The organism is Brucella lupini, from assembly GCF_002252535.1.
GTDB classification, from domain to species: Bacteria; Pseudomonadota; Alphaproteobacteria; order Rhizobiales; family Rhizobiaceae; genus Brucella; species Brucella anthropi.
In genome coordinates this window covers 92391-112945 of the sequence record NZ_NNRN01000049.1, presented here as the reverse complement: position 1 = coordinate 112945, position 20555 = coordinate 92391, and the positions used below count along the sequence as shown (strand labels likewise).

The window sequence follows — 20555 nt, the reverse complement described above, 5'->3', positions numbered from 1 at the left end:
CTAAGCCCGTTCTGCCTACACAAGCACAGGCTCCTGTGCAAGTGATGTACAAGCGATGTACAAGCAAGCTCGGACTCTATCCGGGCACAATCACGGGAAGACGATCATGATTGCGCATGAAAAATTGCGTTTTGTTAGGTTTTTCAGGGTATGATGATATTATTCATGCGTGAGGTGAATAATGTTATCGCGATTTATCGCTATTTCGCTGACGGCCATCGGACTGCCCGCGATTGCTTCCGCAAACGGAGGTGAGCGCGCGGCATTGACCTATCAGGTCGGCTCCATCGATTATATCGGCTATGACAAGATCGGTGCCAACGGCCTGCCGGTTTGCGGCACCTGTGCGCAAAAGCAGGCAGCCGAACTGGACGCACAGAAGGAAATCGAGGCCCGCCGCAAGCGCGCCCGTGCCTATATGGCGCGCATGCAGGGCCAGCCCGTTCCGGACGATCTGCTTGAGCCAGCCGCCGCACCAGCAGAAGACTTTGACCCCGCCAAGCCGGTGCGCGTCGTTGGCGATCCCTGGGCCGGGGCATCCGACGAAATCGATCTCAGTTCGCTCGAACTCAGACCCAGCCTGAAATAAACAAAAATGGCGCCCGAAAGCGCCATATTTTTTATCGTACTGCCAATAGTCAGCCCGCGATTTTCGAGAAATCCGCCACTTTTCCGGTAGCTGCACGAATCTGGTCGAGCAAGGCCAGACGATTGGCGCGGACATTCTCGTCCTCGTCGTTCACCAGCACCTTTTCGAAGAACGTATCGACCGGACCACGCAGCTTGGCGAGCGCCAGCATCGCACCGTTGAAATCTTCACGGGCAATGGCAGCCTCGGCATCTTGCGAAGCCAGAGTGACGGCTTCGAACAGCGCCTTTTCTTCCGCTTCGTGGAGAAGAGACGCGCTTACGCTGTCTGCAACCTTCGTACCCTTCTTCTCTTCGGCAGCGAGAATGTTGGCGGCGCGCTTGGTGCCAGCCAGAAGGTTCTTGCCGTCTTCTTCGTTGATGAAGACGATCAGCGCTTCCAGTCGACGCGCGACCAGCAGCAGATTGTCGGCTTCCGGCGACAACACGGCATCAATGGCGTCGTAGCGTGCACCTTCTTCTTTCAGATGCACCTTGAAACGGTCATGGAGGAAGGACAAGAGATCAGCCAGCACCGGCTCGGACGATGCTTCCGCCTCGGCGCGAACCTGCTTTTCATAGCTGGCCAATGCGTTGTCAACGTCCTGTTCGCCGTCGATATCACCGGAGTTTTCCCCAGCAAGCTTGGTTTCAAACTCGCGCAACTTGCGCTGGACCTGACCTTCTTTCAGCGCGGCAAAGGCCGAGCGGAAGAGCGGCAGCAGCGGGAACTTCCATTCCTGCGACAGCAGGAGACGGATCACACCCAATGCCGCACGACGCAGAGCAAACGGGTCCTTCGAGCCGGTCGGCTTTTCATCGATCGCCCAGAATCCGACCAACGTGTCGAGCTTGTCGGCAAGCGCGACGGCAACCGAAACCGGGTTCTTCGGCACAACATCGGACGGGCCTTGCGGCTTGTAGTGTTCTTCAATCGCAGCAGCGACGGCTTCATCTTCGCCCTGAAGCAACGCATATTTGCGACCCATTGCGCCCTGAAGTTCAGGGAATTCGCCGACAACTTCCGTGGTGAGGTCAGCCTTTGCCAGAACTGCCGCGCGCGCAGCAAGCTTCGGATCGGCACCCACCAGCGGCGCAATCTGCGCAGCCAGTTCGCGAATGCGTTCAACGCGTGCGCCTTGCGTGCCAAGCTTGGCATGGAAGGTCACATTCAATGCATACAGACGCGCCATGCGCTGATCGAGTGGCTTCTTCAGATCAAGACCGAACTTTTCCGCCGAAGCGACGAGCTTGTCGAGGTCGGGCAGATCATGCTGATCTGTGTGCCAGAAATAGAGTGCATCCGACAGGCGTGCGCGCACGACCTTGCCGTTACCGTAAGCGATTTCCGTGCCGCCGTCCCGGGCTGCAATGTTCGACACCAGAATGAACCGGTTGGAAAGCGCTTCGGCTTCGCCCTGCTTGCGGGTGACAAAGCACTTCTGGTTGGCGCGGATGGTGAGGCGAATGACTTCCGGCGGGATGGCCAGAAACTCTTCCTCGAATTCGCCCATCAGCACGACCGGCCATTCGACCAGACCGGACACTTCTTCCAGAAGCCCATCGTCTTCCACCAGTTCGAGGCCGGAAGCGAAGGCGAGATTATGCGCGTCCTGCGAAATGATTTCCTTGCGGCGCTCGGCGTCGAGAACCACGAAAGCCTTTTCGAGTTTTTCGACATAATCCTCGAAGCGACGTACCTTGATTGCCTGACCGTCGCTCAGGAAACGATGGCCATAGGTGACATTACCCGACTTGATGCCATCAACATCGAAATCGATGACCACGGTTTCCTCGGTTTCGGGACCGAAGGTGCAGAGGATCGACTGCAGCGGACGCACCCAACGAAGCGAACCCGGCCTGGCCGAAGCCGCACCCCAGCGCATGGATTTCGGCCATGGGAAATTGCGGATCGTCTGCGGCACCAGTTCGGCGACGATTTCTTCCGCTGCGCGGCCCGGCTTCGTCAGATGGGCGACATAGAAATCACCCTTCTTCGGATCGGAGTGGACATGGGCTTGGGCGACATCCGTCAGACCGGCCTTGCGCAGAAAACCCTGAATGGCCTGTTCCGGTGCTGTAACCGACGGGCCCTTAATGTCTTCGTGCACGTCCTTGGAACGCACGGTGAGGCCGCGAATATCGAGCGTCAGACGACGTGGCGTCCAATAAGGGGTCGCAGCTTCATAGGTAAGACCGGCTTCCACCAGACCATCGGTAATCATCTTTTTCAGATCACCGGCAGCCTTGCGCTGCATGCGAGCGGGGATTTCTTCGGAAAAGAGTTCGAGCAACAAATCAGGCATGTTCTTTACTCGCCCTCACGCTTGAAATTGAAACCACCGGCATCCGTCAAAAGGAATGCCTCGCCGCACTGACGCGCAAGATTGCGCACGCGCAGAATATAGCTCTGACGCTCGGTAACCGAGATCACGCCGCGCGCATCCATCAGATTGAACACGTGGGATGCCTTGATGCACTGGTCATAGGCCGGGAAGACACTCTTATGCATTTGATGATTGGCGTTCGGACCAGGCGCACCAGCCTTCAGAATGGCCTCGCACTCGCGCTCGGCATCGATGAAATGCTGATGCAAAGCCTCGGTATTGGCCATTTCAAAGTTGTAGCGGGAATATTCCTGCTCAGCCTGCAGGAACACCTCGCCATAGGTGACCTTTTCATCGCCTTCGAGACCGTTGAAGTTGAGGTCGTAAACATTGTCCACACCCTGCACATACATGGCGAGGCGTTCGAGACCATAGGTCAGCTCACCGGAAACCGGTGAGCATTCGATGCCACAGACCTGCTGGAAATAGGTGAACTGCGACACTTCCATGCCGTCGCACCAGCATTCCCAGCCGAGACCCCATGCGCCGAGCGTCGGGCTTTCCCAGTCATCTTCCACGAAGCGCACGTCATGCAGCGTCGGATCGAGACCGATGGCGCGCAGCGACCCGAGATAGAGATCCTGAAGGTTCGGCGGCGATGGCTTGATGATCACCTGATACTGGTAATAGTGCTGGAGACGGTTCGGGTTTTCACCGTAACGGCCATCCTTCGGACGACGCGATGGCTGCACATAGGCAGCCTTCCACGGCTTCGGCCCCAGCGAACGCAGCGTCGTTGCCGGGTGGAACGTACCCGCACCCACTTCCATGTCATAGGGCTGCAAGATAGCGCAACCGTGCTCCGCCCAATAGTTATGGAGCGTCAGGATCAGACCCTGAAAGGAACGGGTGGGATGCATATGTGCTGGCAACGTACTGGACACGGGGTCGGGCCTTGTAATTGAAATGATGGCCCGGTCTAATTTGTCCGTAACGCAGGGTCAAGCACAGGCTGCCAGTTTCGGTGTCACACCATCTTGAAACCGGCAGCCTGAAGCTCTTAGTCAGTTGCCGGTTTTTCTGGAGCCTTGTCGGACGGTGCGGCAGGCGCAGGCGATTGTGCAGGAGCTTCCGGCTTCTGCTCGACAGGCTTTTTCTCGTCGGGCTTTGCAGCATCGGCAGAAGATTGCCCCGGGATATCCGGCAAACCCTTCTTCAGCTTCGCCTCGATCTTCACCAGATCTTCCGGCTCGGGCTTGCCTGCAATGGCATGGTTCCACTGAAATGTCGCTTCCAGAAGACGCCCGACACGCCAGTAGGCATCGCCCATATGATCGTTGATCGTCGGGTCTTCCGGACGAAGCTTGACCGCCTTTTCCAGTTCGACCACCGCCTCGTCATACCGGCCCAGCATGTAATAGGCCCAGCCCAGCGAGTCGACGATATAGCCGTCCTGCGGACGCAGCTCGACCGCCTTCTTGATCATGCCCAGCGCTTCATCGAGATTTTCACCCCGGTCAACCCAGGAATAACCAAGATAGTTCAGCACCTGTGGCTGGTCGGGATAAAGCTCCAGCGCCTTGCGGAAATTGGGCTCCGCCTTGTCCCATTGCTTCAGGCGTTCATAGGCGATGCCGCGCTGGTAAAAGACCGGCCAGTCCTTGCGTTCCGGCGTCTTGATCTGTTCCACCGCAGCATCATAAATCTTCGCCGCATCGGCGAAATTCTTGTCCTGTGCATAGACACCACCGAGCGCCAGATAAGTGCGCATGTCGGTCTTGTCACGGTCGAGCAGAACTCTCAGCTGCTTGACGGCGTCGGCAGACTGGTCGTTTTCCGCCAGATTGAGTGCGCGCTGCATTTCCGCATCACGACGATAAGGCGACTTCTCCGGCACGCGACCATAGTAGTCGATGGCCTTTTCCGGCTGGCGCAACTTGGCGGAAATATCGCCCAGCTGATAAAGCGTTGCGTCGTTGTCCGGACGCAGCGGCAACGACATCTGCAGATAAAGCTTTGCAAAGGCTTCCGCGCCGCTGCGGTTGATCGCAGTACCAAGCGTATAGAGCGCTTCGGCAGTCCCTTCCTGAGCGGTTTTGATCAGGCGGCCATATTTCTCGCCAGCTTCGATCTTTTCACGCATTTCGGTGATCGTCATGCGACCGTTCAAAAGCTCGGCTGCATCATTCAACGTCTTGATAGCACCTTCCTTGTCACCCTGACGAAGCTTGAAGGAGGCATAGGCCATCACGATGCGTTCGTAAGTGTCAGGGGCAGCGCTCCCGCCGGGCCGGTCGTCGATGGCCTGCTGGTAGAAATCACGCGCTTCCTGCTTCTGGCCGGCGAGATCGGCTATCAGTGCGGAATTATAGGTGCGGAATAGACCATACCATTCCGGTCCCTGCATTTTCTGGATATCGGCGAGCGCCTGTTTGGGGTTGCCCTGCCCGACCTTCACCCACGCGCTCATGAAGCCAGTCGCAAGACGATCCATATCGGATTGCAGCGACAGCATCAGAAGCGGCCCGACCTTGCGATATTGCTTGCGGTCAATGGCGTCGATGGCCAGCGCCACGCGCGAAAAACGCTCGATGTCCGGGACGTTCTTCAGTTCTTCCGCCAGAGGCAGCGCATCCTTGAAACGGCCTTCCGTCAGCAAAACCAGTAGCAGATCCTGCTTGATCTGCGCATTGCCCGGATCGAAGGCCATAGCCTGACGATAGAAATCGACGGCGGTCGCGAGATTATTGTCGGATTCGGCGGTACGTCCGGCAAGATAGGCCCCGGCAAACGAACCGGCGCGGACTGGAGGCGGTGCAGGATCATTTGTCGCCTTGGCCAAAGCACCGCTTGTCGGGATCGCGATTCCCGCCAGAAGCGAGAGCAGCAAACCATAAAGCGGGCGGTATTTCGATCCTTGCCGCATAAAGCCCTATCCTCTTCTCAAATCCCTGTGACAGATACCGGCAAGCAAACCCTCAAGTGGCTCAAAAGCCGGGGCACGCTGTCTCTTTGCCGGAAAAGGCACCCCAAGCATGGCCTTTTTGGGATGGCGGGGCAAGAAAAGCATCCGTGATGGGACGCTTTTCCTGGGTATTCTTCACCCGCAAGAAATGCTGGCGGTAGCTTGCAGCTGTTGCCTGTCAGTTCACGCGGCTGATGCAGAAATCAATGACTTCGATCAGCGCGTCCTTTTGAGGCGTCGTTTTCAGAGGTGCCAGAGCATCGCGGGCAATTTCGCCGAAATGCCGCGCGCGCTGAACCGTGTCGGCAATCGCGCCGTGCTTCGTCATCAGGCCGATGGCCTTTTCAAGCGAGGCGTCATCGCTCGCACCGTCTTCGATTGCGTGTTTCCAGAAAGCGCGCTCATCGTCGGTGCCGCGGCGATAGCTCAGAATCACCGGGAGCGTGATCTTGCCTTCGCGGAAATCGTCACCGGTATTCTTGCCGAGATCGGCTGCCGAGCCGCCATAATCGAGCGCGTCATCGACCAGCTGGAAGGCAAGACCGAGATTGAGGCCATAATCGCGCAGCGCCGCACGATCCGAACGCTGCGCGCCGGCGATGATCGGGCCGACTTCACCGGCAGCCGAGAACAGCGCCGCAGTCTTGGCCTTGATGACCGCCAGATATTCGTCTTCGGTGGTTTCCATGTTCTTGGCAGCGGCAAGCTGCATTACTTCGCCTTCGGCGATCACCGAAGCCGAGGTCGCCAGAACGTCGAGCGCGTCGAGCGAACCGACATCAACCATCATCTTGAAGGCCTGCCCCAGAAGGAAATCGCCAACGAGAACGCTGGCCTGGTTGCCCCAGATCATGCGCGCCGTGCTTTTTCCGCGCCGCAGATCGCTTTCATCAACCACATCGTCGTGCAGAAGCGTCGCAGTGTGCATGAATTCCACAGCAGTCGCGAGACGCACATGACCGTCGCCTTCGTAGCCGAACATGCGAGCTGCCGCGAGCGTCATCATGGGACGCAGGCGCTTGCCGCCTGAGGAAATCAGATGATTGGCGACTTCCGGTATCATTTCAACATCGGACCCGGCCCGGGAAAGGATCATCTCGTTCACCCGCGCCATATCGGCCTTTGTCAGATCGACAAGCGGTTGAACCGATCCTTCCTGTTTCTTTTTACCGTCCAGATTTAGAACCACACCCAATGCCATTTCTCCTAGCTGCCCGGTCACATTATTGAAACGGACCGGATTGCTCAAGACGCAACTGCCCCCAAAGCGCCCTCAAAGCGATACTATTCCAGCGCCTGTTCACCATTGAAGGAAGCTGTTGTCAATGCGGTGCATTCGCTACAAACTGTTCAAATGATCGAACTTATCCGTACGAATGATTCCGTTCTGCTGTCCTTTGCCGAGGCCTTGATGAAAGAGGCCGGGATCGCCTATTTCATTGCCGACACGAATATGAGCATCATCGAAGGCTCTTTGGGCGTATTGCCGCGCCGCCTTCTGGTCAGCGAAGAGCAGCTTGAAGAAGCAAGGCAGATTCTGATCGATGCCGAGATTGAACACGAACTGCGCGATCGATGACTTCGGAAGCAAGTTTTGAAACTGAAGATGAGGCTGGAGAAACGCTCGATGTGTTTCATCGTGGGGCGTTTCACCTCATCCAGCCCGCATTGAAAGGCCATCGTTCCGGTGTGGATGCGATGATTCTGGCAAGCTCCGTTCCAAACGGCTTTGCCGGGCGCGTTGCCGATCTTGGTAGCGGTGCGGGCGCTGCAGGGCTTGCTGTTGCGTCGCGCTGCCCTGACGCCAATATCACCCTCGTCGAACGTTCCGCTTTCATGGCGGGCTTTGCCCGCAGAAGTGTTGCACATCCGCTGAACGCCGCTCTTGCAGGCCGTATCAGTGTGATCGAAGCCGACGTCGGCCTGAGAGGCAAGGCGCGCATCGCCGCAGGGCTTGTCGACAACAGTTTCGACTTCGTCATCATGAATCCGCCCTTCAACGAAGCGCGCGATCGCAGCACACCCGATCCGCTGAAGGCGGAAGCGCATGTCATGCCCGAAGGTATGTTCGAGCAATGGGTGCGCACTGCGGCGGCCATTGTGAAGCCTGGTGGAGGCATTGCCATTATTGCCCGACCCGGTTCGATTTCTTCCATCCTCGAAGCACTGTCGGGACGATTTGGCGGGCTGAGAATCATTCCCGTTCAGCCCCGCCCCGAAGCGGCGGCGATCCGTATTGTCGTGACAGGCACACGCGGGAGCCGCGCCGGTCTTTCGCTGATGCCGGCGCTTGTTCTCCACGGCAGCGACGGCCACGGCTTCACCCCACGCGCCAACGGCATCAATAACGGGCTCGACGCTCTGATCTAGAAACGCGGTTGTGCCAGCACGACCAGATTACGGTCCGGGTCGTGCAATCTCAGAATCGTCGTATAGTCAGCTATCTCGACATTTCCGGGGTGAATCCCGTCGAATGAAAGACGCGCATGTTCGGCTCGTACATCGCGGACGATGAGTGTCAGTGTGCCGTGCCCTGCTTCCGCCGGGTTCTGGTAAAGCTGGAAGCCCGCGCTCAAACCGTGATGCCATTCAGCCAGTCCCTGCATCGGTCGCGCATCGGGATTGCGATCGAAGATCGTGGCAAACCATTCCGTGCTGCGTGCGAGGTCGGAGCAATTGAGCTGGGCGAAAATAGCTGTGAGCACCATCGTGATGTCCTCCCGGATCGGATAACACGGTAGCATTCCGGAAGTTCCGATGGTCCAGACCTGCCGATTTCGGTCCGAGCGGGTGATTTTGGTTGAAACCCTATATTCGAGCCAATATTCCTAAAACCGCAATTTTCGTTCTGCGGCTCCCCGCCGCCCTTTTCCGAAAAAGCGCAAACAGCAAAACGACAAGAACAGGCAACGGGAACCAATGAACCATAGCCCAAATCAAAGCCGCCCCGTATCCATCATGCGGCGCTTTCTGGATAGCGAATCTGCAGGGGGTGTAAGCCTCATGGTGGCGGCAGCGCTTGCGCTGATCGTGGCGAATTCTCCGTTCTCGCAGGCCTATTTCGATATACTGCACACTCATATCGGTCCGCTGAGTCTGACAGACTGGATCAACGATGCCTTTATGGCGGTGTTCTTCCTGCTTGTGGGGCTGGAGATCAAACGCGAATTTCTCGACGGTCAACTGGCAAGCTGGCCAAACCGAATGCTGCCCGGTATCGCCGCTGCGGGCGGCGTCATCCTGCCAGCCATCATCTTCACCGCGTTGAACTGGCACGACCCTGCCAAGGTACGCGGCTGGGCTGTGCCATCTGCCACCGACATCGCCTTCGCGCTCGGCGTTCTGTCGCTTCTGGGTTCACGGGTTCCTTCCAGCCTCAAGGTGTTTCTGGCGACACTTGCTATCCTGGACGATCTCGCAGCCGTCGTCATCATCGCCATTTTCTATACGGCTGAAATCTCCATGCCATATCTTGGCGGAGCTTTCGCCGCCGCTATCGTTCTGTTCGTCATGAACCGGATGGGCGTGATGAAGCTCCTGCCCTACCTGATCGGCGGAGCAGCGCTCTGGTTCTTCGTGTTGAATTCCGGTGTTCATGCAACGGTTGCAGGCGTGGTGACAGCACTTATGATTCCGCTGAAGGCCGCGCCCGGCAGGCCTGACGACATGACCTCGCCGCTGCATGTGCTGGAACACGCGCTGGCCAAGCCTGTTGCCTTCATCATCGTGCCGATTTTCGGCTTCGCCAATGCGGGCATATCGTTTGCCGGTCTCGATGCCTCGGTGATGCGGGATACACTCACGCTTGGCATTATGCTTGGCCTCTTCATCGGCAAACAGCTCGGCGTTTTCGGTGCAGCCTGGCTCGCGATCAAGACAGGCCTCGCACAAAAGCCGCTCGGGGCCACGTGGATCCAGCTTTACGGCGTGGCGGTCCTGTGCGGGATCGGCTTTACAATGAGCATCTTCATCGGCCTTCTCTCCTTCCCGTCCGATCTCATGCAGGCGGAAACGAAGATCGGCGTTCTGGCCGGTTCGGGCCTGTCGGCCGTTTGCGGCTATATCCTGCTGCGGCTGGTCACAAAGCCGAAAAACACCTGACAGAAACGACATCACCGCCCGGAAAACAAAATTTCCGGGCGGTTTTCTTTGTGTTTCCCAAATGGCTTCCTACATTCCGGCTGAGAGCCTGAATGATTTCAATTAGCAGGAGTTTGCCTTGCCCGGTTTATTGACGCGCCTTGTTCCACGCCGCTTCCGCTCGGTTTCCATCGAGATACCTGTCGTGCGGCTGCATGGTGCCATCATGTCCGGTGGATCTGCATTCCGTCCGATGCTTTCACTGGCGTCGACAGCAGCAGTCCTTGAAAAGGCGTTCACCGACAAGGAGACGCCCGCCGTCGCCATTTCGCTCAACTCACCCGGCGGATCACCGGTTCAGTCCCGACTGATCTACCGGCGTATCCGCGACCTTGCCGCCGAACACCAGAAGAAGGTTTTTATCTTCGTCGAAGATGTTGCCGCCTCGGGTGGCTACATGATCGCGCTGGCTGGTGACGAAATCATCGCCGATCCGTCATCCATCGTGGGTTCTATCGGCGTGGTGACGGCCTCGTTCGGCTTCCCCGAACTTCTGAAAAAGATCGGTGTGGAGCGCCGCGTCTATACGGCAGGCTCCAACAAGGTGACGCTCGACCCGTTCCAGCCGGAGAAGAAGGCCGACATAGAGCGGCTGAAATCACTGCAGCTCGAAATCCACGAGACCTTCATCGACATGGTGAAGGAACGGCGCGGTACGAAACTTGCAGAAGACAAGGACCTGTTTACCGGGCTGTTCTGGACCGGCATCAAGGGGCATGAGCTTGGCCTGATTGACGGGCTTGGCGATATGCGCAGCTTCCTGCGCAAAACCTACGGCGACAAGGTCAAGCTCAAACTCGTGGAACAGAAACGCGGCCTTCTGGGGCGCAAGATGCCGGGTGTGGATATGGCCGTTGATATGGCACTCGGTAATCTTGAACCGGCTGCCATTGCCGCGCATCTCGGCGACGGGCTGCTTTCAGTAGCCGAAGAAAAGGCACTTTGGGGCCGTTATGGCCTGTAAAAACAAAGCTAAGTCGAAAATCAGCGTCGATTTTCGAACCAAAGCTTTGAATTCCCTCGTTTCACCATGATATGGTGTCAGAAAGCGGGGTGGGCTGCTTCCCGCCCCTTCATGAACATTCGGCATTTCGGCGTTGCGATCCGGCGATCCGAAATGCGACCCTTAAGGACTTGAGGCCATGCCCCAGCTCATCTTTCTGCTGCTGATCATCGCCGCCGCCTGGTACGGCTATCGCTCGTTCAAGCGTGAAGCTTCGCGCGTGTCCCAGCGTGTGCGTCAGGCAGAAAAGGAAGCGCAGAACCGGGCTCAAGGCACGTTGGTGCAGGACCCTAAAACCGGCGAATATTACGTCAAGAAGGACTGACCTGTCTTGTAAGAGAGGTTGCCAACGAAGTGGTGCGGTTGCTCGCCGCAACCGGATGCCATGTTTTCTGAAGAGCGGTTCCAATTTTAACAATATCGTCGGAGCCGCTCCAACTATTTGTTTCATAGCATTTGCCTCACGCAAAACCGTTTCACACTTTTGCTGGAAATGCGCTATTCCCGGTCCGTAGCCAGAAATGACCCTTTTTCCGACAACCGAAACGCCCGCGAATGCCGGGTCCGCACATGCGGTGACGCGTCTGGCCCCGGCCAAGATCAATCTCGCACTGCATGTTACAGGGCGTCGTGACGATGGCTATCATCTGCTCGATATGCTGGTGGTCTTTGCGCGCTATGGCGACATCATCCGCATCGAGCACGCTGAAAAGGATAGCTTCACGGTCAGCGGCCCTTTCGCAAAAGGCATGCCGCTCGATGGTGGCAATCTGGTTCTCAAGGCACGCGAGGCCTTGCGTGATCATGCGCAAAGGGCATTGCCGCCCGTCGCCGTTCATTTGGAAAAGAACCTTCCGATTGCGTCGGGTATAGGCGGCGGATCGAGCGATGCTGCAGCAACGCTGCTCGCACTCGATGAATTGTGGGGGCTCGATCTCGGTTTAGAGCAACTCGCCGCGATGGGGCTTACCCTTGGCGCCGATCTGCCCATGTGCCTGCATGGCGCATCCAAGGGCACGCCGCTTGCCGCGCGCGGCATCGGTGAAGACCTGAACCCGGTTGTCGGAATTCCAGCCTTGCCGATGCTCCTCGTCAATGATGGAACCGCTGTTGCAACGCCGGATGTCTTTCGCGCACTCGACAAACGCGACCATCCAGCGCTGAACCTTGGCTCCCATGCAGATATCGCCCCCCTTTGCGCCTATCTGCAGACAACCCGCAACGATCTTCTGCCTCCGGCCCTAAAACTTGCCCCCCAGATCGGTGACAAACTTGACCTGCTTCGCGCAAGCGGATCGCTTTACGCGCAGATGTCAGGCTCAGGTGCAACCTGTTATGCGATCTACGAAGATATGGCCGCCACAGAGCGGGCAGCAGCACTTCTCTTGGCCGAACGACCCGACTGGTTCGTCATCGCAACCCAAACGGCTCCCTCCCAAAAGTAGTTTCTGAACGGCCTCCCAACCGAGAGTCTGAAAAATCGCCCTATTGTTCACTCTCATTGGACAATATATTGGGACAGACTGTTCGCTCTTTTTGAACAAAATGCCTTTTACAACAGTTTCGTGAATACTGATATATAATATAACTTATTGATTATATTTAGTTATTTCTCATAAATCATCTACATTCCATAAAATTGGCTGCACGAATGTGTGATTAAGAAAACATTTTCGTGACTGGAACTTTTACCCACTGTCACCCATTTCAGCTGCATCGGAACGACGAACAAAACGCCGCTCCACTTTCCAAGGAGATAGGAAAATGAAAAAGATTGTTCTTGCTGCCGCTGCCCTCGCTCTTAGCGCCGGTGCTGCCTTTGCTGAAAACCCACGCGTTGGCGAACCTGCCGATCTTTATGCAAACGACCGCACCCCGGTTGCTTCCCAGAAGGTCGACTACACCGCTCCCGCTTCGATCAGCCAGTCCTCATTCCAGGACGGTTCGGCTCATCGCTTCGGTGACGCATCGCCTTCGAGCTACCAGAACTAAGTTTTCCGAAAACTTAGGCGCAGGACGTCGTCAAAAGCCTCCCAGCGGATGACGCCCCGATGAATTCCCAAGCTGGATATTCCTCCCAATCATTCAGCTTCCCCAGTTATCTCCCCGATGGATGGCATAGTGCCACCCGGGAGCCCCGGAAAGGCTTCTATGCCATCCGAAGGGGCGATTTTAAGGATTACGAAAATGAAAAAGTTTGCTCTTGCTGCTGTTGCCGTTGCCCTTAGCGCCGGTGCTGCTTTCGCTGAAAACCCGCATGTCGGCGAACCTGCCGATCTCTATGCAAACGACCGTACGCCGGTTGCAACGCAGAGCCAGAAGCTCGACTACACGGCTCCTGCTTCGATCAAGGCTCCGGTCTATCAGGACGGTTCGGCTCATCGCTTTGGCGATGCTTCGCCTTCCTCTTACCAGAACTAATCCGGCCAGAACTAATCCGGTCAGCATGTCTGACGAAAAGGGCGAAGCTTCCAGCTTCGCCTTTTTGTTTTGTTCAGTCTTCGTCGGGCGGCAGAATGGGGTGTTTGAGACGGACCGGCCGCAAGTGCTGTGGAAGCAGATCAAACGCCACGCCGTCGAGCAACAGCGGCTTCAAAAGATCCAACCGAACCAGAAGCCCGGCATCGAGCGTCGCCTTGTGGCCGAAGATTTTACGGACCGTGCCGAAGCCGCTATCTTCCGGCAGTGAAAAGCGCGCAGTACCCCCATCATTATCCATGTGGCGGCGGAGGACTTCCTCCCATCCTTCCTGCGGAATAGCGCCCGGTTTCAGCAACAGTACCCACGGCGTGCGGATTTCTGCGAGCGCCGCCTCAATATCCATTTCGGCATAAAAGCTACAGCCGGCACCGAGCGCGACGAGAGCGGTTTCGTCCGATGACCCCCGGTCGACGACCGTAACACGGCGCAGCAACCCCTCCACAACAGCCGGCACCAAAGCCGAAAGCGTGTGGGCCAGTGCTCTTTCTGAATTCAGGGTTTCGATGACCACGGACAACATGCGCGTTTCATATATCAAGAACGCGTGAACGGAAAGCTGCTGCACATATGTTCTTGCTTTGTTCTAAATCTTGCGATAGGAATAGATTCATCAGAACAGAATCGCATGGCAACACGGCACGCGTAACAGAACAGTTTTCAGCCCTGAAGGGGGCTCCTGTTCCCCGGTTTGCTTTCGCCGTGGCTGCACAACGCCAGATGTTTCCATTCAGGGAGACGAAAATGGAAGTGATCCAGCAGGCAGATATCATCAAGCAGGCCGACATGGCTGCCTTCGGTAGTGGACGCGCGGATCACGCCAATGCGATGATCGGTGAGGCAGGCCTGCGCATCGATCATGCTCGCAGGCGCGGACGCGGCGCGGGCATCAACCCGACCGGACGCTTCGAGCCGACGACGCGGCATGATTTCGATGACGGCTGGACCACGCTTGAGGAACTGCCGCCGTTCAAGACCGACGTGCAGATCGAAAAGCCGCGCACGATCATCACCCGCAATGATTCACCCGACATCAATTTCGACCGCTCGATCAATCCCTATCGCGGTTGCGAGCACGGTTGCATCTATTGCTTTGCCCGTCCGACCCATAGTTACATGGGGCTTTCTGCCGGTCTCGATTTCGAATCCCGCCTGTTCGCGAAGCCGGATGCAGCGCGCCTTCTGGAGCGCGAGCTCGCCAAGCCCAATTATCAGCCGAGGACCATCGCCATCGGCACCAATACAGATCCCTATCAGCCGGTCGAGAAGAAATGGCGCATCATGCGCGAAATTCTCGAAGTGCTGGAGGCTGCCAATCATCCGGTCGGCATCGTGACGAAATCCGCCCTGGTGGTGCGTGACGTCGATATTCTAAGCCGCATGGCCGAGAAAGGGCTGGCCAAGGTCGCCTTGTCAGTCACGACGCTCGATGCTCATCTGTCTCGCACGATGGAGCCGCGCGCCTCGACGCCGACACTGCGGCTTCAGGCCATCCGTAAGCTGGCCGATGCGGGTATTCCAGCGTCCGTCATGATGGGGCCGGTCATTCCGGGTATCAACGATCACGAGATTGAGCGCATTCTGGATGCAGCCTATGCGCAGGGCGCGCGCGAGGCGGGTTATGTTCTGCTGCGCCTGCCGCTCGAAGTAGCCCCATTGTTCAAGGACTGGCTGCTGCGCAATTACCCGGATCGCTATCGTCATGTCATGTCGCTGGTGCGCTCCATGCGCGACGGCAAGGATTACGATGCCGAATGGGGCAAGCGCATGCGCGGCACAGGTCCCTATGCATGGCAGATCGGACGCCGTTTCGAGATCACAGCACGCAAGCTCGGTTTCAATGCGCGTCGCCTTCAGTTGCGCACCGATCTGTTCGAACCGGTCGAAAAGGGAGGCAAACAGCTTTCACTGTTTTAGGCGAGGCACACAAAGGGGCTCCAAAAGGCGAACTTCACCTTGGGCTGGTGCCGCTTTTCAAACTGCATATCCTATCAGTCGTCAGTTCAATTCCCGTCTGATTTCTTTTCGGACGGAGGGGCTACCTGCTTTCACGCCACCATCCTCGAGCAGGGCCCTTGCGGAGAATCGGAAGCAATGCGAGCATCGCCGCCAAATGAAACGCTCGGCTTCTGATTCTCCGCTTCTCTTTGATATCCCACTCGCGCCTGACTTTTCTGAAGAGAAAAGATTGCTTGCGCGCGGACTGAAACACATCGTCGGCATAGATGAAGCAGGACGTGGACCTTTGGCCGGTCCTGTCGTGGCTGCTGCCGTGGTGCTCGATATCGACAACCTTCCAAACGGTCTGGACGATTCCAAGCGTCTCACGGCTGTAAAGCGTGAAGCGCTCTACGAAACCATTCTGGAAAAAGCCATCACCGTTTCGGTGGCAAGCCTCAGCGCGCGCAGCATCGATGCAAGCGATATCAGGAAAGCCGCGCTTGAAGCCATGCGTCGCGCTTCTGTCTGCCTGACCTTGCAGCCATGCCATGCGCTGATTGACGGACGTGATGTTCCGCCCGGACTTCGCTGCCCCGGATCAGCTCTGGTCAAAGGCGATCAGCGTTCCGTCTCCATCGCCGCGGCCTCCATCGTCGCCAAGGTAACGCGCGACCGTATGATGATGCGTGCCGGAGCGGCGCATCCACCTTACGGACTGGAAATCCATGCCGGCTACGCGACCGTGAAACATCGCGCCGCCATAGAAACGGCTGGTCCCGTTCCCGGCATCCACCGCTATACTTTCGCGCCCATCAAAGGCCGTTACAGCGTTTAAACAGTTGCAAGCTTGGCCGCGAAGCCGAAAAGCAGCGCTGCAAAGCCCCAGCGCTGTACCGACTGTATGGCAGGATAACGTTTGAACAGGCTTCCAAGCGACGAACCTGTGAAGGCGTAGATTGTGTCGAACGACAATCCCACGATCGTCATCACGGTCCCCAGCAACGCGAACTGGAGCGTAATGCTGCCATTTTCGGGATGAATGAACTGCGGCAGCAGGACCGAACAGAAAAGCAACGCTTTCGGGTTGAGCAGATTGGTGAGGAGACCCTTGCGAGCCGAAGCCAGATAGGACCGGCGTTCGCGCACGCCGCCAGCTGCATCCACTGTCGGCAAGGGGTGGCGCAGAATGCCGATGGCAATCCAGACCAGATAGCAGGCACCGATGATCCGAACGAACTGAAACGCGACAGGAAAAGCATGAAGAAGTGCAGCCAGACCAAGTGCGGCAAGGGCGACGTGACAAGCGCGCGCGATTGCAAGCCCTGCTGCCGCTGCAAGCGCATGTGTCCTGCCCTGTGCTGCACCAGTCTGGAGGAGCAGAAGCATATCCGGTCCAGGAATAAGAAATGCAGCAGCCAGTGCGCCTGCATATAACCACATCTCGCTCATCGATATCGTCCACCAGAGCATTTCCAGCAAAAGCGCGAAGCAGTTTTGCGTAGGCTAATGCGAAAAAAGAGAGTGCCAGCCGGTCCGCTATGCGAAGCAGCTGCATGGTCGAAACTATGCGGAGATAGATGCGCATGTCCTTGCGATTTGTGGCGCAATGTTACGGATTTGTGGTACATTCTGCCAACATAACAACTATGATTGTCGGATTATGCCAACACTGAAACTGGACGCTATCGACCGCAAAATACTGACCGCACTCCAGGACGATGCGCGGCTCTCCAATGTGCAATTGGCGGAGAAAATTGGTCTGTCGCCCTCTCCGTGCCTGCGGCGCGTCAAGATGCTCGAAAAGGCAGGCGTCATTCAAGGCTATCATGCAGCGCTGGATCGAAACGCGGTCGGGCTTGGGCTGACTGTTTTCGTGGGCATCCGGGTGGAGCGCCATCACGAGGAAACCGCGACGGCGTTTCGCACCTCCGTGCAGAATCTGCCGGAGGTCTTTTCATGCCATCTCGTATCGGGAGAATCCGACTTTCTACTGCAGGTGGTGGTGCCTGATCTCGCAGCCTATGAGCGCTTTCTAACCGGCACGCTGCTGCGGCTTCCCGGCGTGATCGACATTCGGAGTAACTTCGCCATCCAGACGGTCAAGTCACAGGGAGAGCTGCCGCTCGCCCATCTCACGGGCCTCAAGGACTGACCTCACGTTACACCATCGAAAGACCATCATGCCGGATATTGTCAATGCAGTTCTTGTCGGCCCCAAAGGCATTCTTCTGGGCCGTCGCAGTCCGGATCGCCGTGCCTATCCAAACCGTTGGAGCTTTCCGGGCGGTCATGTTGAAGCAGGAGAGAGTTTTGAGCGCGCACTCCAACGGGAAATCCAAGAGGAGCTCGAACTAACGCTTCACTCGTTTTCGTTCCTCACCACTATAGAGGTCGCAAGTCCGGCAGCGTCATTCCACCTCTTTACCGTCACCGCCTGGAGCGGCCACCCTGCCATTCGCGACCGGGAACATACGGAACTGCGGTGGTTCATGCCAGAGGAAGCCTGCGTACTGGATGATCTTGTTTTGGAGGAATATCGACCGTTGTTTCATAAATTGGGTGGCATGGCAGCCAGCCGCTGATCGGACTGTAGCGAAATCGATTTCTCAATCCGGAAAACAAAAAACGCCGCCCTTTTGAGGCGGCGTTTTCTAGAAAACTGTATAAGGCGGGATTAGTTCAGGTTCGACTTGACCTGCGACAGAGCATCCTTGAACAGGTTGCCTGCGACCTTCGTGTCGACCTTGTCGGCAACGATCTTGCCAGCTGCAGCAACTGCCAGATCGACCGCCGAAGCGCGAACTGCGTTGATGGCATCGACTTCAGCCGTTGCGATCTTCTGCTCGGCAAGCTTGTTGCGGCGTGCAACATATTCTTCCGTCGCGCGCTTGGCGTCTTCGAGAAGTGCCTTGGCTTCACGCTCGGCGGAAGCAACGATGTCGCCTGCTTCCTTTTCGGCTTCCTTGCGCTTGCGATGATATTCGGCCAGCAGCTGCTGGGCCTCTTCACGAAGCGTGCGGGCTTCTTCCAGTTCGTTCTTGATGCGGTCAGCGCGCTCATCGAGCGAACGACCGACCATGCCCGGAACCTTCAGGTAAGCCAGGATTGCCAGAAAGATAATGAGGCCAATCAGTGCCCAAAATGTAGCGTCCATTGTCCTCTCCTCAGGCGTTCGAAGCCTTGACGGCTGCTGTTACCGAAGCCTTGTCGGCCTTGGTGCCCAGAAGCTGTTCGACGATCTCTGCCGTGGTTTCCTCGGCAATGTTGCCGACGTCGTTCATGGCCTTGGCCTTGATCGCGGCGATACGTTCTTCAGCTTCCTTGAGCTTGCCTTCAAGTGCTGCTTCGGCCGTAGCGCGTTCTGCGTCGGCTTCGCCCTTGCCCTTTTCACGAGCAGCTTCGGCGATCGAAGCAGCCTTGGTGCGGGCCTGGGTCAGTTCCTGCTCGTAAGCAGCAATAGCATTGTCGGCGTCCTGCTTGAGGCGGGCTGCCTGCTCGAGATCCTGAGCGATACGGTCGCGACGCGTTTCGATCACGCCGCCGATGCGCGGCAGAACCACGCGCGACATGAACAGATAGAAAAGCCCGAAGGTGATCGCGAGCCAAAGGATCTGCGATGCGTAATGGGTGGAATCAAACGGCGGGAATACGCCGCTGCCGTGTCCGGCATCGTTGGCGACCCCGGTTTCGGTGTGTACAGCATCGGCTGCGCCGTGCTCGCCAGCAGCAGGTGCCGGTTGCGATTCGGTGGCGGTTTGGGCAAACGCCGTGGACACGAACATCCAGATTTCCCCTTTAATCCAGCACGATCTGATCCAGATGGAGAGGGATCGTGCCTTACTCAGACGTCATATGCAAAGGCCAGCCGCGCTGCATTTCAAGATACAGATCGCGGCCAGCCAGTTCCTTGCAACCGTTGATTAGACGGCGAAGAGGAGCAGAAGCGCGATGAGCAGCGAGAAGATGCCCAGAGCTTCCGTAACGGCGAAACCGAACACCAGACGGCCGAACTGGCTGTCAGCAGCGGACGGGTTGCGCAGAGCGCCGGAGAGGTATTGGCCAAAGATATTGCCGAGGCCGAGAGCCGTACCGGCCATACCGAAACAGGCGAGACCGGCGCCGATGTACTTTGCTGCTTCCGCTTCCATGTTAAGCTCCTTCTGGATTGAATATAAGCGCGGATTTCAGTTCTGGCGGTCGCCCGCCGGCTTGAACTCAGTGTCCCGGATGTACTGCGTCGTTGATGTACATGCAGGTGAGAACGGTAAACACGTAGGCCTGCAGGAAGGCTACGAGGAATTCGAGTGCGGTGATCGCCACCGTCATGATCAGCGGCAGGACAGCGCCGCCGATGCCAATGGGCCCAAGTGCGGCCAACGAGACGACGAAGCCCGCAAAAACCTTGAGCGTGATATGGCCAGCAAGCATGTTCGCAAAGAGACGAACCGAGAGGCTGATCGGACGCGACAGGAACGAGATGATTTCGATGGCGACAACCAGCGGCACGATGATGCCGGGAACACCGCTCGGCACGAACAGCTTGAGGAAGCCAAGACCGTGCTTGAAGAAACCGTAGACAATGACCGTACCGATGACCAGAACCGCAAGCGCGAAGGTCACGATGATCTGGCTCGTAACCGTATAGAAATACGGGAAGAGACCGAGGAAATTTGCGACCAGAACGAACATGAAGAGCGAGAAGACGAAGGGGAAGAACTTCATGCCCTTCGACCCTGCCGAATCCCGCAGGCTGGTGGCCACGAATTCGTAAGCCATTTCCGACACCGACTGCAGACGGGTCGGGATCAGGCCGCGGCCCGAAGACGTCAGATAAAGGAAGCCCGAAGCGACCACGACGGTTGCGACCATGAAGGCCGAAACGTTCGTGAACGAAAGGTCCACACCGCCTACATCGATGGGAATCCACCGGGAAACCTGAAACTGATGGATCGGATCGTTCGCCACCTTAACCTCGTCTGTCTTCCCTGCCCGAAGGCAATTTGGCCTGCCCGAAGGCGATTTGGTCTGCCCGAAGGCGTTTCAGTCTCGGACCAGAAGGCCCACTTGTTCACTT

General features: G+C 57.2%; 24 protein-coding genes. 13 read left to right on the top strand and 11 right to left on the bottom strand.

Annotated elements, in window-relative coordinates; all coding sequences use genetic code 11:
- Positions 1-181: 181 nt before the first annotated feature.
- A complete protein-coding gene (locus tag CES86_RS15460) occupies positions 182-589 on the top strand; it encodes a hypothetical protein (protein WP_029925596.1) in 408 nt (135 codons plus the stop codon).
- 49 nt (positions 590-638) lie between these two features.
- Here CES86_RS15460 and glyS read toward each other — a convergent pair whose 3' ends face one another.
- The 4 genes from glyS to CES86_RS15440 form a co-directional block, all read right to left on the bottom strand.
- Positions 639-2933, bottom strand: coding sequence for a glycine--tRNA ligase subunit beta (glyS, locus tag CES86_RS15455; RefSeq protein ID WP_029925597.1), 2295 nt, complete (start codon positions 2931-2933; stop codon positions 639-641).
- Positions 2934-2938: 5 nt separating this feature from the next.
- Entirely contained in the window at positions 2939-3874 is a 936-nt protein-coding gene (locus tag CES86_RS15450) for a glycine--tRNA ligase subunit alpha (RefSeq protein WP_010658342.1), read from the bottom strand.
- Positions 3875-4014: 140 nt separating this feature from the next.
- A complete protein-coding gene (locus CES86_RS15445; RefSeq protein ID WP_010658341.1) occupies positions 4015-5880 on the bottom strand; it encodes a tetratricopeptide repeat protein in 1866 nt (621 codons plus the stop codon).
- Positions 5881-6097: 217 nt separating this feature from the next.
- Entirely contained in the window at positions 6098-7114 is a 1017-nt protein-coding gene (locus CES86_RS15440) for a polyprenyl synthetase family protein (protein ID WP_029925599.1), read from the bottom strand.
- Between the two features lie 159 nt (positions 7115-7273).
- On the opposite strand from CES86_RS15440, the gene CES86_RS15435 reads away from it, so the two are divergent.
- Positions 7274-7498: a putative signal transducing protein gene (locus CES86_RS15435; RefSeq protein WP_010658339.1), complete on the top strand. Its 225-nt coding sequence runs from the start codon at positions 7274-7276 to the stop codon at positions 7496-7498.
- Complete coding sequence (locus CES86_RS15430) at positions 7495-8289, top strand: tRNA1(Val) (adenine(37)-N6)-methyltransferase (protein WP_012090795.1); 795 nt, start codon at positions 7495-7497, stop codon at positions 8287-8289. The genes CES86_RS15435 and CES86_RS15430 overlap by 4 nt, the downstream gene beginning before the upstream one ends.
- Here the strand turns inward: CES86_RS15430 and CES86_RS15425 are convergent.
- The gene (locus tag CES86_RS15425) at positions 8286-8627 is read right to left on the bottom strand and encodes a VOC family protein (protein ID WP_029925602.1); all 342 of its coding nucleotides are present in this window, start codon (positions 8625-8627) and stop codon (positions 8286-8288) included. The two genes, CES86_RS15430 and CES86_RS15425, sit on opposite strands and share 4 nt — an antisense overlap.
- Before the next feature lie 211 nt (positions 8628-8838).
- Between CES86_RS15425 and nhaA the strand changes: the two genes are divergently transcribed.
- From nhaA to CES86_RS15395, 6 genes are all read left to right on the top strand, one after another.
- Positions 8839-10020, top strand: a complete 1182-nt coding sequence (gene nhaA, locus CES86_RS15420) for a Na+/H+ antiporter NhaA (RefSeq protein ID WP_029925604.1) — start codon at positions 8839-8841, stop codon at positions 10018-10020.
- 118 nt (positions 10021-10138) lie between these two features.
- Positions 10139-11023, top strand: coding sequence for a S49 family peptidase (locus CES86_RS15415; protein WP_029925606.1), 885 nt, complete (start codon positions 10139-10141; stop codon positions 11021-11023).
- Between the two features lie 178 nt (positions 11024-11201).
- Positions 11202-11387: a membrane protein gene (locus tag CES86_RS15410; RefSeq protein ID WP_010658334.1), complete on the top strand. Its 186-nt coding sequence runs from the start codon at positions 11202-11204 to the stop codon at positions 11385-11387.
- 196 nt (positions 11388-11583) lie between these two features.
- Positions 11584-12507, top strand: a complete 924-nt coding sequence (locus tag CES86_RS15405; protein WP_094514844.1) for a 4-(cytidine 5'-diphospho)-2-C-methyl-D-erythritol kinase — start codon at positions 11584-11586, stop codon at positions 12505-12507.
- 319 nt (positions 12508-12826) lie between these two features.
- Positions 12827-13054: a hypothetical protein gene (locus CES86_RS15400; RefSeq protein ID WP_012090790.1), complete on the top strand. Its 228-nt coding sequence runs from the start codon at positions 12827-12829 to the stop codon at positions 13052-13054.
- A gap of 195 nt (positions 13055-13249) precedes the next feature.
- Entirely contained in the window at positions 13250-13483 is a 234-nt protein-coding gene (locus tag CES86_RS15395) for a hypothetical protein (RefSeq protein ID WP_010658330.1), read from the top strand.
- Between the two features lie 73 nt (positions 13484-13556).
- On the opposite strand, the gene CES86_RS15390 is transcribed toward CES86_RS15395, so the two are convergent.
- A complete protein-coding gene (locus tag CES86_RS15390) occupies positions 13557-14063 on the bottom strand; it encodes a glycosyltransferase family protein (protein WP_029925609.1) in 507 nt (168 codons plus the stop codon).
- A gap of 221 nt (positions 14064-14284) precedes the next feature.
- Between CES86_RS15390 and CES86_RS15385 the strand changes: the two genes are divergently transcribed.
- Together CES86_RS15385 and CES86_RS15380 are read left to right on the top strand one after the other, a co-directional pair.
- A complete protein-coding gene (locus CES86_RS15385; RefSeq protein ID WP_029925611.1) occupies positions 14285-15457 on the top strand; it encodes a PA0069 family radical SAM protein in 1173 nt (390 codons plus the stop codon).
- Positions 15458-15653: 196 nt separating this feature from the next.
- Complete coding sequence (locus tag CES86_RS15380) at positions 15654-16316, top strand: ribonuclease HII (RefSeq protein WP_036595825.1); 663 nt, start codon at positions 15654-15656, stop codon at positions 16314-16316.
- On the opposite strand, the gene CES86_RS15375 is transcribed toward CES86_RS15380, so the two are convergent.
- Complete coding sequence (locus CES86_RS15375) at positions 16313-16930, bottom strand: LysE family translocator (RefSeq protein WP_029925616.1); 618 nt, start codon at positions 16928-16930, stop codon at positions 16313-16315. The genes CES86_RS15380 and CES86_RS15375 overlap by 4 nt on opposite strands.
- Positions 16931-17141: 211 nt before the next feature.
- Here CES86_RS15375 and CES86_RS15370 point away from each other — a divergent pair, with 211 nt between their 5' ends.
- Complete coding sequence (locus CES86_RS15370) at positions 17142-17633, top strand: Lrp/AsnC family transcriptional regulator (protein WP_029925618.1); 492 nt, start codon at positions 17142-17144, stop codon at positions 17631-17633.
- A 28-nt stretch (positions 17634-17661) separates the two neighbouring features.
- Positions 17662-18063, top strand: a complete 402-nt coding sequence (locus tag CES86_RS15365) for an NUDIX domain-containing protein (RefSeq protein ID WP_029925620.1) — start codon at positions 17662-17664, stop codon at positions 18061-18063.
- 92 nt (positions 18064-18155) lie between these two features.
- On the opposite strand, the gene CES86_RS15360 is transcribed toward CES86_RS15365, so the two are convergent.
- The 4 genes from CES86_RS15360 to CES86_RS15345 form a co-directional block, all read right to left on the bottom strand.
- Positions 18156-18635 carry a F0F1 ATP synthase subunit B gene (locus tag CES86_RS15360; protein ID WP_010658323.1) on the bottom strand — a complete coding sequence of 160 codons (480 nt, stop codon included), beginning with the start codon at positions 18633-18635 and terminating at the stop codon, positions 18156-18158.
- Between the two features lie 10 nt (positions 18636-18645).
- A complete protein-coding gene (locus CES86_RS15355) occupies positions 18646-19263 on the bottom strand; it encodes a F0F1 ATP synthase subunit B (RefSeq protein WP_010658322.1) in 618 nt (205 codons plus the stop codon).
- A gap of 138 nt (positions 19264-19401) precedes the next feature.
- Positions 19402-19629 (bottom strand): F0F1 ATP synthase subunit C, encoded by a 228-nt coding sequence (locus CES86_RS15350; RefSeq protein ID WP_002963544.1) that lies wholly within the window; start codon positions 19627-19629, stop codon positions 19402-19404.
- A gap of 67 nt (positions 19630-19696) precedes the next feature.
- Positions 19697-20446 (bottom strand): F0F1 ATP synthase subunit A, encoded by a 750-nt coding sequence (locus tag CES86_RS15345; RefSeq protein WP_010658321.1) that lies wholly within the window; start codon positions 20444-20446, stop codon positions 19697-19699.
- Between the last annotated feature and the right edge of the window lie 109 nt (positions 20447-20555).